Source organism: Methanoregula sp., assembly GCA_041645435.1.
Taxonomy (GTDB): domain Archaea; phylum Halobacteriota; class Methanomicrobia; order Methanomicrobiales; family Methanospirillaceae; genus Methanoregula.
Window position 1 is genome coordinate 335030 of the sequence record JBAZQB010000004.1, and the last position, 13913, is coordinate 348942.

Annotated in this window: 10 protein-coding genes; 4 read left to right on the forward strand and 6 right to left on the reverse strand. The window is 51.3% G+C overall.

What is annotated here, in order from left to right; genetic code table 11:
- Window positions 1-17 precede the first annotated feature (17 nt).
- Window positions 18-443, reverse strand: coding sequence for a hypothetical protein (locus WC593_10435; GenBank protein ID MFA4825558.1), 426 nt, complete (start codon window positions 441-443; stop codon window positions 18-20).
- 795 nt (window positions 444-1238) lie between these two features.
- Between WC593_10435 and WC593_10440 the strand changes: the two genes are divergently transcribed.
- From WC593_10440 to WC593_10455, 4 genes are all read left to right on the forward strand, one after another.
- Window positions 1239-2000 (forward strand): hypothetical protein, encoded by a 762-nt coding sequence (locus WC593_10440; GenBank protein MFA4825559.1) that lies wholly within the window; start codon window positions 1239-1241, stop codon window positions 1998-2000.
- 3 nt (window positions 2001-2003) lie between these two features.
- A complete protein-coding gene (locus WC593_10445; protein MFA4825560.1) occupies window positions 2004-2405 on the forward strand; it encodes a hypothetical protein in 402 nt (133 codons plus the stop codon).
- Between the two features lie 9 nt (window positions 2406-2414).
- On the forward strand, window positions 2415-3005 hold the full coding sequence (locus WC593_10450) for a hypothetical protein (protein MFA4825561.1): 591 nt from the start codon (window positions 2415-2417) through the stop codon (window positions 3003-3005).
- 782 nt (window positions 3006-3787) lie between these two features.
- A complete protein-coding gene (locus WC593_10455) occupies window positions 3788-3958 on the forward strand; it encodes a hypothetical protein (protein ID MFA4825562.1) in 171 nt (56 codons plus the stop codon).
- A gap of 86 nt (window positions 3959-4044) precedes the next feature.
- Here the strand turns inward: WC593_10455 and WC593_10460 are convergent, their stop codons facing one another.
- The 5 genes from WC593_10460 to WC593_10480 form a co-directional block, all read right to left on the reverse strand.
- Window positions 4045-6054: a histidine kinase dimerization/phosphoacceptor domain -containing protein gene (locus tag WC593_10460; GenBank protein MFA4825563.1), complete on the reverse strand. Its 2010-nt coding sequence runs from the start codon at window positions 6052-6054 to the stop codon at window positions 4045-4047.
- 9 nt (window positions 6055-6063) lie between these two features.
- The gene (locus WC593_10465) at window positions 6064-8703 is read right to left on the reverse strand and encodes a PAS domain S-box protein (GenBank protein ID MFA4825564.1); all 2640 of its coding nucleotides are present in this window, start codon (window positions 8701-8703) and stop codon (window positions 6064-6066) included.
- 94 nt (window positions 8704-8797) lie between these two features.
- Window positions 8798-9013, reverse strand: a complete 216-nt coding sequence (locus tag WC593_10470; GenBank protein ID MFA4825565.1) for a hypothetical protein — start codon at window positions 9011-9013, stop codon at window positions 8798-8800.
- Window positions 9014-9161: 148 nt separating this feature from the next.
- The gene (locus tag WC593_10475; protein MFA4825566.1) at window positions 9162-11405 is read right to left on the reverse strand and encodes a PAS domain S-box protein; all 2244 of its coding nucleotides are present in this window, start codon (window positions 11403-11405) and stop codon (window positions 9162-9164) included.
- A gap of 124 nt (window positions 11406-11529) precedes the next feature.
- Complete coding sequence (locus WC593_10480; protein MFA4825567.1) at window positions 11530-13782, reverse strand: MASE3 domain-containing protein; 2253 nt, start codon at window positions 13780-13782, stop codon at window positions 11530-11532.
- Window positions 13783-13913 lie beyond the last annotated feature (131 nt).

Genomic DNA, 13913 nt, shown 5'->3' on the forward strand with positions numbered 1-13913 from the left:
GCAAGGGATTCCAGCACCTACGCTTTCACGGACGGCTGGAGGGTCGTGATCGCGGGATCGAGCGTGATCCGGACATCGCCCTGCGGATCGACCAGCACCATATTATGGTAATGGGGCGACGCATTTATCTCGCGGAAGCGGGCGAGGATCTTCCCCCGGGTCTCGTCATCACCATATGCCAGGTAATGTTCCGCCCCGTCAGCGAAAAACTCCCCGGCTGAGATGACCCGGGCATCGAACAGCCGGTCCTCCCTCCAGCCTTCGATCTGGTCTGTTTTCAAGGCTGCGATTGACGAGAGATCGCCGGTTACCCTGTCCCTGATCTGCTGTTCCTGTGACTGGTAGAAGAGGACACCGGCTCCGATAATGACAAGAAACAAGAGAAGAATAGCGATAATCAGGCCACGGGGTGCAGTATCCGGTGATTCACCCACAGGCGGCATATCGATGAGTTATACAGGGCGGTTAATAAAACTTCTTATTAAATAACCCGGGTGTATTCACCAGGGAAAATATCCTCTTCAGGAATTATAATGGGGGTTGAGACCCCCGTACCTCCAGATACGATAAACTCCGCCGACCTCAAAGGGCGCCTCGCGGCGGTTCAATGACAAAAATTGCTCTGGAGAAAACCTTTTTTTATTATATATTGCCCCCCTCTTCGCGCCACCTGTCCCCCGTTGGGGGACGGGCGCAGTGCGATAGCCCGAGTAAGGTTACAGGTAATACGTTGTCATCGCAATGGGGGGTGTGCCCCAGTGGCGGGAGCGAAGCCCCTGAGAACGTCAGAGTTTTCTAAATGATTTCTACAAAGCAACAAAAAAATTCTAAAATCTCATTGCCCCGCCGTGCCACGGAAAGATCCTGAGGCGGGGAAGAATCATAAAAACGATTTTGATGCTTCGGGTGCGAACTCCCGTTCATGTGTGTTTCAACAGGAAAAATACCTATGATAGTGCAGGAGCAAAGATGGTGCAGAAACCATCAGAGAAATTCCGCATCTGTTTTTTCTCATCAGATATTGGCAGACCGTGGATAAGGGACACGGCAATCATCAGGTGGTGTTATGCCTGCAACCGTGCTGGCTGAATACATATATATAGATGTCTTCTAAATGAGAAAATATACTATTTCAACCCGGACCGTGCCCGGTGATGCAATGAGTATCATCGGTATCATGGAGGATAAAAAACCCGGGTTGAAAATCTGTCCATTGCCCGCAGAATAAGGAGGATATGATGCCTGATATTGCCGATTTTACTCTCAAGGATATGGTCGAGGTTTCAGCTGCACTCCGATCGATGGGATCCGGTGCTGCCAGTATGGAAGAGGTAGCGGACAGAATCGTTCATTACCTGTACGATCATCTCAATGACAAAGACGGGGGAGGTAATGCCTGTGTCCTTGTCCGCCTCTTCAAGACCCACGCCTACGGAGAACTTGATGATAACCTGCAGGCATTTGCCTCCCGCATCATGAAAGCCTCACCGGGATCCCGTGAAATGAAATGCCTTGTCCTGCTGGCAAGCGCCGGCATGCTGCCGGAGTGGAACTCACGCAAACAATCTGACGGGCACAAAGCAATCCCCCTCCCCAGTGAGCATTTCATCGAATCGTTCCCCATGATCACGCAGCTCATCCAGCAACTGGGACTTGAGGTTAATACCGTATTACAGCCGGATCCGGCCGTTGTCATGGACATGGCACAGACTACCTACAATGTTTTCCTGATACCCGATGCAGTTGGCAGCAGGTACGTACCTGCCCAGGACGATTTCGTCATCCCGTTCGGGGTCAATTCTGTCCTTGGCTTTGGGGGCATCCTGCCTTCAGGAAATCTCTTTGCGATCATCTTTTTCAGCAAAGTGAAGGTCTCCCGTCAGACCGCAGATATGTTCCGGTCGCTTGCCTTAAGCGTAAAGATTGCAATCCTTCCCTTTGAGGGCAAAGCGGTTTTCTCTGATCCACGGAAACAGCGCACTTCGGTAAAGGAGGAATAACAGATGGATATGGTTATCACAACCGACAGGGTACACGCCCTTGAATCCATGGTGGCCTCACTGACCGAACTCCTGACGGTGCAGGAGAAAGTCGTCAGCGAGCAGTCCGAACGGATCATGAAAAACGAAGAGGCCCTCAGAGAGAGTAATGAACGATTCCTTGAATTTATCAGGGAAGCCGCCATGCGGTTAAAGACCCCGCTTGAGGTGGTGGAGGAAAATATCGCAGGAATTACCAGCGATGTTGAACGGGGCGGGTGTGACACGGCGGATGTGGCCCTCCAGCTGAAAATCCAGATGAAGAACATCGAACAGATCCGGCAGAACATCATAGACCTGAACAAGGCGATCACTGAGCATGGCGATGAATTGTCTGATGCAACCAGGAAATTCCTCATGGAATAGGTGAAGTTGATGACATTTTGCTTATCGAGTATCAAAGATGAGGAGATCTACCTTGTCATGGCATCAGCGGCGGAGATCAGGAACAAGAACATCGAACTGATCAAAATGCTGCAGGCCATGGATTACCATGTTCTGGTCATCGCGACAAACCAGCCCTTTGATGTCCTGAAAAAGAATTTTGAAAAAAATGGTATCCCCATGGAGAAAATTTCTGTGGTTGATACCGTTACAAAATATGCCATGGGACACGATCACGAACCTGAGAGTAACTGCAGGTTTGTCAGCAATCCTGCCGATCTGACTGCTATCGGGATTGCTGTCACGGAGTCCCTTGCCGGACTTAAAGGAAAGAAAGTATCGCTGGTGTTCGATTCGGTCAACTCCATGCTGATCTATATATCCTCGCAGAATATCACCCGGTTCATTCATTTTGTGACGAACAAACTGCGACTCATGCGTTTTGCCGGGATTTTCATTGCGGTGGAAAAAGGGCTCGATCCGGATGTACTCACCCAGCTGACGATGTTTGTAGACACCATTATCGATATGGATAAAAATATCTGTCAGAATCCGGAACCTGCTGGTGACCTGAAGGTCTGAATACTGCATTGTTCGCCCTTTTCAGATTCGGACATGTACGGGTACAAATGCGCCATAATATCAAGCGGGATTATTAAAAGAAAGGTGATTCGTTAATTAGAGCCACCAATTAAGATTTTGTTTCGGTTTTTTTAAGAAGCCATCTCCAAGAGAAAACTTATCAGACGTTCTTGGGGGCTTTGGTTCCACCTCCGCCCCCGCCACTGTGGCATCCCCCGGATTGCGATAACGACGTATTACCTGTAACCCACCTCGTCCAATCACAATGCGCCCCGTCCCCCTCGGGGGACTGGTGGCGCAAGAGGGGGGTATGGTATTAACAAAATAGGCTTACTACAGACAACAAAATGTTAACTATTTGTTGATTTGATATCTGACATTAAAGGTTGGTGGCACCAAATGATGAATCACTAAAAGAAATAATCTGGTGTACCCCTCGAAGAATGGGAACACCTGCGTTAAGCCGGTAAACCGGTACCCGCTCTCCGGCACCATGGGGTGGTATGTACTATGAGGGAAAAAACGCCCGAATTGGGCTTCGTTTATCGTGCTCCCGTATGGCAAAGCCCGTAAAACCCTCCGTTTTGTGCCCTGTGGAAAATACGTTCAAATTTTACCCCGTTTACCAAAATACGGGCGGAAACACCCTCGCCAAAAGCCTGCCAAAGACCTTTTTATTGAGACCTTTTTCGCCCGTTAGTTTACCCCATCCGGGCCCCGGAAACCCTGCCGGAATGCAAATATGAGGGTCGTTTTTTCCGGGGATGTCTGTAAAACAGGAATTGGCCTGGAATCTGCGGTCCGGTCCTGATGCGGGAGTGGTGGAGTATTGCGAAGCACATAACGCTGTCAGTGATCCAGGCGTACGTGCAGCAGGTCTGAATATCCTTGAGATGGTTATGTTCAACGAAGCTCTCCCCAACTGCATGAATTTTACCGGACAACTCCTGTAAAAAAAATGAAGAGAATTCCTGTACCCTCAAAGGTTACCACCCTCCTCATTTAGGATTCCGGACTTCAATCGACTAAAAACGAATTTTCATTCCGGGACCGGGTTAAATGTACCGTGGAGGTATCCCTGCTCATCCGTTTTTTTCTTCACTTTGATTATAAAGCGTGTACCTTCACGGGATTGCTGCTCAATAGTACCATCGAGCTGATCGACCAGCACGCGGATGAGTTTGAAACCAAGGCTCTCTGCTGTCTGCCAGTCAAAGCCTTTGGAAAATCCGATACCGTTATCCTGGTACGTAATAATGAGTCCCTTTTGATCGTCAAGGATACTGATGGTGATCTGGCCTGTTCTCCCATCAGGGAAGGCATGCTTTAACGAGTTCGAGACCAGCTCATTGATGACAAGCCCCAAAGGAATTGCCGTGTTGATATCACTGAAAATATTGTTTATTTTAAGATTGAGTGAGACTGTCGACGGGCGTACCCCAAAGAAGGTAAATAACTGTTTTGTCAGGTATTTTACATACATCTCCAGATCAATCCGGGAGAAATCTGCTGAAGTATACAGTTTCTCATGAACAAATGCCATAGCCCGTATCCGGTTCCGGCTCTCCTGTATCCCCAGGGAAAACTTCTCATCACCAATGCTTCGCGACTGGAGGGAGAGCAGGCTTAAGATGATCTGGAAGTTGTTCTTGACCCGGTGGTGAACTTCACGCAGGAGAATCTCTTTCTCATGCAGGGATTTTTCAATCCGGGTGAGTGCATGCTGCAAATCTTCCGTCCGCTCTGAAACCCGTTTCTCCAGATCCGCATTGAGCCGCCGGATCTCTTCTTCCGCCATACGGCGGTCATGGATGTCGTAGCAGGAGCCGATATACCCGGCAAACTCCCCCTCCGGGGTGAATAGTGGTTTCCCGTTATCGTAGAGCCAGCGGTAGGTGCCATCATGATACCGGAGCCGGTACTCCATCTCGAATGGTTTTTGCGCATGGAAATGATCGAGATAGATTTTTACGCACCGTTCGAGATCGTCCGGGTGGACCCCTTCAGCCCATCCGTCGCCAAGCTCCTGCTCCATCCTGCGCCCGGTAAACGCGAGCCAGTCCTTGTTGAAATAATCGCATTTCGCATGGATGTCCGACCGCCAGATCGGGTTGGGAAAATCGTCAAGGACCATTAAGTAAAAATCCCGTGCTCTCCGCACATTTTCCACGGTTCTTTTCCGTTCCCGCTCGGACAGATCGATAGGATCCCCGATTTTATGGGATATCTGTAAGACTACCCCATACACGACAAGCAGGGAGAGAATAATTGTCACGGCAGAAAAGAGGACTACCGTGCTGTCCGCATGTCCCACGACGACTGTATTCATCCAGTTCACGAGGAGGACAAGGATGAGGATGACCGGCAGCAGCCCGCGGAGGAGTCGTGCGCGGGTCGAATCGCCAGTTACGCTGGAGAGGGGCCAGCTGGCGGGACCCGCAGCTGCGTTCATCCCGATCCCCAGTATCCCGAGGGCCACTGCTGTGGTAAGTGCAACCGGTATTACGGTGCCCCCGTAAAGCAGCGGGGCGCCATACCAGTACCCGATGATCACTACTCCGCCAACCAGCGCCATCACCGTGCCCAGAAACGCACTCAGATCGTTCTTTTTCACCAGGAGAAGCAGGAGTGCAGCACTTCCCAGCAGCAAGCAGGTTGCAGTCACCGGAGACATTCGCCCTACAGGAACGGTGCCGACCGTACCCGTTACCGTGAGGAAGAGATAATCCGTCTTAAGATCGATGCCGGTAATGATCCCGGCAAGGGTCAGGCCTGCGATGAGGATACTAAGAGATGAGATTCCTGCAATCACCCTGCGGACAGTACGGTTCCCGGGCCATGCGGTCCCGGAAAAAAGAGCGGACCCGAGCAGGATGACAAGGATGGCAGTGTTGGGTGCCATGGGGATATAATCCAGTCGCACCCCCGTCAGGACTCGCGATCCAAAGGCCCATCCTGCAAGACCCGTCCCCCCGATAATAACTGAAATAATCCCGCAGGCACGTGCAACCCGTTCAAAAATGGTACCGGTGCTGATGTTCAGATTCATATCCTCCCCTCACTCTTTTTCCTTTACGACAATCGTAAACGCAGTCCCTGCTGTCCGGTCCAGTTCAATCGTCCCGTCCAGCTGGTCGACAAGCGAGTTCACCAGCCGGAGCCCGAGGGATTCCGCATTGCGCCAGTCAAAGTCTGCAGGGATGCCGATGCCATTATCCTTAAACAGGAAGGAGAGTACTCTGCCCTCCCGCGTAATCGTGATGGAAATCTCCCCTTTTCTTCCATCGGGGAATGCATATTTCAGGGAATTGGAGATCAGTTCGTTGATGATGAGCCCCACGGGAATCGCGGCATTGATATCAAGCGTGATATCCTTAATGCCGGTTGTGAACACGATACCTCTCCCTTTCATTCCATAGTACTGGAACAGGCTGTTACCGAGGAACCTGATATATTCATCGAGGTCGATCTTTGAGATATCCGCTGACCGGTACAGCTTTTCATGGACAAGGGCCATTGCCCTGACCCGGTTCTGGCTGTCCTTGATCGCCTGGAGGGTTTTTTCATCCGTGATATACCGTGCCTGGAGGTTTAACATGCTTGCAATGATCTGGAGATTGTTCTTGACCCGGTGGTGAACCTCTTTTAACAGGACACTTTTTTCGTCTAACGATTCCTGGATCTTCTTCTCCGCTACTTCATGCTGGAGCACTTCGTCCTGGAGCAGTTCGGCGGTCCTGTGCAGGGATGCCGTCCGTTCTGCGATCCCCTCCTCAAGGTCAACATTGTAACGCTGGAGCTGCAGCTCTGCCTTCTTGCGGTCGGTAATATCCGAAGCGAACAGCACGACACGTTCGACCGCCTTCTGTTCTGCACCGAAGACCGGGAAAATATTGTTATAGAAATACCTGCCGGCATATTCGTCTTCGAAGTGTGCCGGTTTCCCGGCGGTGAAGACCCCTTTTATAATCTCCCTCCGTTTTCCAGCCAGTGAGGGTGGCAGGAGATCGTACACATTCCGCCCGGTGATTTCCTCTACCGTTCCCCCCTCCTGTCGGGCACCACTCTCGTTGATGTTCAGGATTGTCCCGTCCCGGTCAAGCAGGGCAAAGATATCCGTAGGAGCATTCAGGAGCGTTTCAAGGGTGGCTTCCTGCTCCCGCAGGTGCTTCTCGGCAAGTTTGCGCTCGGTGATATCCTGGTTCGCGCCATGGGTTTTTATGGTGCGGCCGGCAGCGTCCTTGGTGATCCTGATCCGGACAACAATATACCGGATTTCCCCGTCCCTCCGGATAATCCGGTGCTCCAGGTGTGACCGGTAATTGGGATCTGTTGTCGTAATCGCCCGGTTCACTTCTTCGCCCACAACCTGCATCTCATCGGGATGAACGAATGTTCGTGCATACACATCTGCCGGCATCCGGTAGCCGCCTTCCCGTTCCGCGGTGGTGCCGTACAATGCATAAAACCGGTCATTGAAGGTGAAGAACCTGGTCGGGACATCGTACTCCCAGTCGGCAAGGGCCGCAATGTCCATCGCGGTTGCGAGCCGGGCCTCATTCTCCCGCCGCGCCTGTTCTGCAGCTTTACGGTCGGTGATATTACGTATGATGGCAAGGATTGTCTGCCTGCCATGGAGATCGAAAAGGCGGGCACTCACTTCAACCGGGATCCGCTTTTTGTCCTTTGTCAAAAAGTCGGTTTCAAAAACCGCAAACCCGTCTTCTGTCAGGCGTTGTATTATCGCCGGGAATTTTTCGAACTGCTCGGGAACATCGATATCCGTGACGGCCATCCGGGTCATTTCATCATGGGTGTAGCCAAGCCACCGGCAAACCTGGTCATTGACATCAAGGAACTTCCCGGGGCCTTCCATGGATATATCGTGGGCAAAGATACCGTCATTTGCGTTCTGGAATATCAGGCGGAACCGCTCCTCGCTCACCTGGAGATCCTCATTGACCTGCCTCCGCTTCATATCGGAAAATACCCACAGGCAGAGCAGGATGAAGGCAAGGAGGATGCTTGAAAGGATACCCGCTTTGGCAATGACAATATGGGACGAGGCGCCGCTTGCGTCAAGGATCTCCGGCAGCGGCGTTGACAGGCCGATTGTCCAGGTATTATTGCCTACCCTCACCGGGGTCCACGCCGCGATCTCCTGACCTTTTTCCGGAAGCCAGACATAATACCCGACCCCTTCCCGGCCAGAGGTGACATCAGCGGTCATCTCCTCATAGTGGCTTGCCCCGTGCGTTTGCTGGAGGGCAAAGATCTGCGCCATGCTCCTGCCCCAGTATTCCTTTGGCAGGTCAGCACTCTGGTCAAATACGATGTGATCCGGCGCATAAATCCAGGCATCGCCGTTTTTTAACAGACGGATGGGATCGATGAATTTTGTATATACCTCCTGTTCAACAGCCGTAATATCCGTCCGGCCATGCACTACCATCTCCATGTGGATGTACTCTTCAGCCCCGCGGGCTGCTTCGCGGACAATCTCCAGTTCGGTCTGCTGGTAGGATGATATCGCGGTCTCAGATGCAACCTGGTTAATGCTGTTGATGTAAGAGACTCCAAGCGCGGCGAGCAGGAGAAATGTGAGTAGAACGAGAACGTATTGAAGTAATACCCGCCGGGGCACTTCGGGTCGTTTCTTCCGGAACTTATCTTCTGTATTGTCAGTTTTTTGTTTCATACCGTTCATTTTTCAACCTGTACGTCCCTGCTGCCAGACCTCGATGTATTCCGTTACTGTGATGACAACTGCAGGTATTTTCCCGGTAATCCGGTTATGTCCTGCCGTTTTTATTCATCCCGCCAGGCACGCGAAGTGACCCGTCTTTGGCAAAATGAGGGGGCGATTCTCCATAACGGGCATTTCTTCCAGTACCCTCACGCCATTCTCTCCTTGCCTCTGCTATGACAGCGCTTTTTAGTTTAAGGATGATAAAATTATCCCCGAATGGGGGAAAGAATCCGTATCGCGACAGAATTGCCATCTTCATATATTGTACCGGCTCTGTTCGTTGCAGTGGCCGGGCTGGTGCCGGCCCGGGTCGTGGAACCGGTGACCGCTCAGCAGGCAGTTTCCATAATTACAGGAATATAAGAAAGGTTGGGGATTGCATATCCTATCTTCGGATATTTTCTGGTTTACGGTTTACTGGTGAACCGCCACCCCCCTTTTGGCACGAGGATCTCAAACCTCGCACCTTTGCCCGGCTCCCCGTCCTCGGTAATCATAATCCCCGTGATCGAGAGGATCTCGCGGGAGAGGAAGAGGCCAAGGCCGGTGTTGTGCCCGAAGCCGCGGGAGAAGAGGTGCTTCTTGTCCTCTGCTGATATGCCGACACCATCATCTTTAACGGAAATAACCATTCCCCCCTCAGACTCCTGCATAGTGGTGCGGATCACGGTCATCTGCTCTCCCCCGTACCGCAGGGCATTATCGATAAGATTGTAGAACACCTTCTCAAGCAGCGGATCGGCAAAGATTTCCAGATCCGGACAGGTCGTCTCAACCCGGGTATCCCGCAACAAATGCTCTGATGCCACCCTGCTGACAATCGCTTCTATGTTCTGCCATGCCGGGGATTTTACACCCATCTCCTCGTAATCGCTGGTGAAATTGATCTGGCGTTCGATATTGTCAGAAATCTTTTCCTGCTTCTTTAAGAATTCCATCACGTGGGCAGGTTTTCCTAAGGAGTCCTCGCTCAGCTGGATGTAGGTCTTGAGGGCCATGAGCTGGTTCCGGATATCATGCCTTGTGATGCTGGAGAGAAGGTTGAGTTTTTTATTTACCATTCTTAAGGTATCTTCGGCCTGCCGGAGACTGGTGATATCATGGATGATTCCCTCAACCCCGAGAACCTTCCCGTGTGCATCGCGATAGAAATGGCTGCTCGTAGTCGCATACCGGAGCGATCCGTCGCGGACCTTTAAGGTAATAGGATAATCAGAAACCTCCCCTTTCTCCGCAAGGACAGAAAGAAGCTGTTTGCGTTCTTCGGGTTCTGCGTACACTGAAGCTGCGTCCAATCCGATCAGATCATCAGGTGAATCATACCCGGCAAGACGTACACCTGCGGGGCTCAGCATCGTAATCTTTCCCTGCAGGTCCGTACGGTAGAACATATCCTGCATATCCTCTAAAATGGTCCGGTAATTTGCCTCGCTCTCCTTTAACGCATCTTCCGCCCGCTTACGCAGGGTAATGTCGTGGAGAACATGTACGCTTCCCGCTATCGTTCCGGAGGGATCGAGGATCGGTGAAACGGTGAGGGTAAAGTCACCGTTTAAGTTATCTTCATGGATATCCACGGTATGAGGTTTGCCGTCAGCAAGGAGGCGCTGGTGCGGACAGATGTCAGGTGGATTGGAGGTATGATGGACCGATTCATAGCAGCGAAGCCCGATTGCGTTTTCCGCAGAAACCCCGATACGCTCGGCCATCGCCTTGTTTATCCGGACGATCCTGAAATTTTTGTCAATGATGGAGATCAGGTCCGGGACCGCATTGAACGTGCGTTCCCATTCATCCCGTGCCTTCACAACCTCATCGTGCACACGTTTTTGCTCACTGAAGTCATGCATGACTGAAAAGACATAGGTATGCCCCTCCAGTTCTAACAGGCCGGCGTGAAAGTCAAGGGGAAAGACAGACCCGTCCTTCCGTTTATGGTTGATCACCCCCCCGATCCATTTCCCGCTGAGAATTTCCTTAAACCGGGCCGGAGTATCCGTAAGATTTTCCGCGACCTCAAGATCCGCAATCTTCATCGTCAGGAGTTCTTCTGAAGTGTAGCCATGCATGGCAGCACCGGCATTGTTTACTTCGACAATTCTCCCCTGGTCTTTCCCCTGGGCTTCGAAGATAAAAATTCCCTCGCCGGATCGTTCGAAGAGGAGCCGGTAGCGGGTTTCGCTTTTTTGTAATGCCGCATTTATCCGTGTGAGCTCATTCGTCCGATCGATAACCCGCTGCTCAAGGTTTGCATATTCCTGTTCGAGCTTCCGGTCCAGTTCCGCTTTGTAAAGCGCGATCTCGATCTCGGTCCGGATCCCCCGTTCATCATACGGTTTGATGATATATCCATAGGGGCGGGTCCGCTTTGCCCGTTCCACGAGTTCAGGGTCTGCGTACGCCGTGAGATAGATAATGGGAATTGTATGGTGCTTCAGGATCTGCTCTGCGGCTTCAATCCCGGAGAGTTTACCTGCCAGCCGGATATCCATCAGGATAAGGTCGGGGATCCCCTCATCCGCCATCTCAATCGCCCGTTCACCGGATGATGCGATGCCGGTAACCCGGTAACCGAGTGTTATGAGGGTCTCTCTGAGATCAATTGCCGGGATCTGCTCATCTTCGACAATCAGGATCGATCTCTGCTCCATAGTCCCCCTCCCGATGAGACATGGGGGGAGAAACCTGATATAGTTTATTTACCGGCGAAATCCTGTCCGCATTAAGCAACCATACTTCCTCATGGACACCGAGAAACGGACCGGTAGATAATGTTCACGCTAAAAACCGGTACCCCCCTTTCGGCACCAAAATCTCGAACCTCGCCCCTTTTCCGGGTTCGCCCGTTTCTGTGATCGTTATGCCGGTGATCGAGAGGATCTCGCGGGAGAGGAAGAGGCCAAGACCGGTATGTTTGCCAAACCCCCGTTCGAACAGTCGCTTCTTGTCCTCTGCCAATATCCCGACACCATCATCCTCAACGGAAATCACCAGCCCCGTTTCAGCATCCTTGAGGGAGATATGGATCGTAGTCATCTTCTGCCCCCCGTACCGCAGGGCGTTATCGATCAGGTTATAGAACACCTTTTCAAGCAGCGGATCGGCATACACCTCGAGATTATTGACCTCCGGAGTAAGCCTGATATCCCGCATCGGCAGCGACGCATAAGCATTTTTCACTCCAGCTTCCACGTTCTGCCAGTCCGGAGCCTTCACGCCCAGATCCTGGTACTCCTTCGTAAATATGATCTGGCGCTCGATGGCATTTGCCGCCCGCTCCTCTTTAATGATATATTCCGAAGTCTTTGCAGCATCGCCAAGCGATTCTTTCGAGAGTTCTAAGAATGCCTTTAACAAAAAGAGCTGGTTGTTGATGTCGTGTCGTGTGATACTGGAAAGCAGGTTTAACTTTCTGTTGGCCTGCTTCAGTGCCTCTTCAGCCTGCTTGCGGTCCTGGATATCATAGCATGAGCCGATATAGCCGGCAAACTCCCCATTTGTATAAAACGGTTTCCCGCTGTCATTGAGCCAGTGGTAGGTTCCGTCGTGATACCGGAGACGGTATTCCATCTCGAAGGGTGTTCGTGCATTGAAATTATCCAGGTAGGTCTTCAGGCACCGGTCGAAATCATCCTTGAAAACCCCCTCAACCCACCCGTCGCCGAGTTCCTGTTCGAGGGTGCGCCCGGTAAACTCCAGCCAGTCCTTGTTGAAATAGTCACATTTTGCATGGATATCTGCCCGCCAGATCGGATTAGGAAAATCATCGAGTATTTTCAGGTAAAAATCCCGGGCTTTCCGAACTTCCGCTACAATCCGTTTGTGTTCGGTGACATCTTCAAAAACTGCAACAAAAAAACCCTTTTCGGGTGAAAAGACCGAGACTTTCAGCCATTTATTCAACGGTGAGAAATCGATCTCGAAGGTTTCCGGTGTGCCTGTTGATGCCACACGCCCGTACGTGTCGAAGAGCCCGGGAGTTAATTTCCGGATATCCGGGATTGCTTCGAGAACCCGTTTCCCGGCAATATTTTTCAGGCCGGTCAGCCGTTCAAACGCAGCATTCACATCAAGATACACCCAGTCAGCGGGTTCACCCTTGTCATCATAGATCATCCGGCAATACGCAAATCCCTCTAACATATTCTCAAAGAGCGTGCGGTATTTTGTCTCACTCTCCCGCAGGCTCTCTTCGTTTAACTTGAGTTCCCGCAGGATCAGGTCATAGGGACGGGTCAAGCTGATGACAACAAATGCCCGGTAGAACAGGTAGACCGAGAGGAGCCGGAACAGGTGGCCGAGCATGTTCATGAACCCGAACACCGAGATGTAAGACGTGAACGCCAGTTCTCCGAGAATGAGGAATGCCTGCGCAGCAATAAGCAGTTTCCAGACCGTAGGATCAAAGTGCTCCCGTTTCAGGAACAGAATGACAATTGTGGCAATGAGAATGAGCGAGATAATGTACTCGCTCACGATTTTGAACGGAGTAAGTCCGCTGCCCTCAATGAAGCAGTGCGGGAAGTTATGCCAGACAAAGATGCTGGCTAAGAGCAGGGCACAGGCAGCGGTGCAGGCAGTAATGATAATAGCAACATCATATTTCCGGTCACGGGTAATCGATCGGCCTATAAAGTAGGTTGCTATCAGGAATGTGATACTCTGGAAATATCGTGCTGCGATCCAGAGCTGGGTGGGGAGGTCCGAGCTGTTGCCGGGAAATATTCCCATTCCTTTGTAAGCGAGGGTATGGACGAGATCGATGCTTCCGAAGAAGAGGAACGAGATCCCAATAATTAAGAAAAACCCGTCCGTGATCACCCTGCGGGTATTCCAGATGATGATAAAGATCGAGAATGCAACCGCAATGCCGGCGACTTCAATGATGCCGTGAAAGAGGAGGTAGTTCACGGTGCTGATGAGGTAAAGGCCAATGAGGATAACTACGATGAAGGCCAGCTGAATGACATTGGCAGGGCTAAGAAGTGTTTTCAGATCATCCTGCAGTGTGGTGTGAATATCCGGCATTTCAGCACGAGGCCCGTTCCTGATATGCCTGAATTGGGCTTTTACCAGATAAAGGTATTTCCGGCGGGGATATTCGAGGAGGGAAATTATTCTTGTTTTTACAGGGAATGCTGTTATTCATAACAAGGGCT

What these genes read in the sequence shown, in the direction of transcription:
- WC593_10460 (MFA4825563.1), bottom strand. Translation starts at nt 6,054, where the DNA reads ATGAATCTGAACATCAGCACCGGTACCATTTTTGAACGGGTTGCACGT.
- WC593_10450 (MFA4825561.1), top strand. Translation starts at nt 2,415, where the DNA reads ATGACATTTTGCTTATCGAGTATCAAAGATGAGGAGATCTACCTTGTC.
- WC593_10445 (MFA4825560.1), top strand. Translation starts at nt 2,004, where the DNA reads ATGGATATGGTTATCACAACCGACAGGGTACACGCCCTTGAATCCATG.
- WC593_10475 (MFA4825566.1), bottom strand. Translation starts at nt 11,405, where the DNA reads ATGGAGCAGAGATCGATCCTGATTGTCGAAGATGAGCAGATCCCGGCA.
- WC593_10470 (MFA4825565.1), bottom strand. Translation starts at nt 9,013, where the DNA reads ATGAAGATGGCAATTCTGTCGCGATACGGATTCTTTCCCCCATTCGGG.
- WC593_10480 (MFA4825567.1), bottom strand. Translation starts at nt 13,782, where the DNA reads ATGCCGGATATTCACACCACACTGCAGGATGATCTGAAAACACTTCTT.
- WC593_10440 (MFA4825559.1), top strand. Translation starts at nt 1,239, where the DNA reads ATGCCTGATATTGCCGATTTTACTCTCAAGGATATGGTCGAGGTTTCA.
- WC593_10435 (MFA4825558.1), bottom strand. Translation starts at nt 443, where the DNA reads ATGCCGCCTGTGGGTGAATCACCGGATACTGCACCCCGTGGCCTGATT.
- WC593_10465 (MFA4825564.1), bottom strand. Translation starts at nt 8,703, where the DNA reads ATGAAACAAAAAACTGACAATACAGAAGATAAGTTCCGGAAGAAACGA.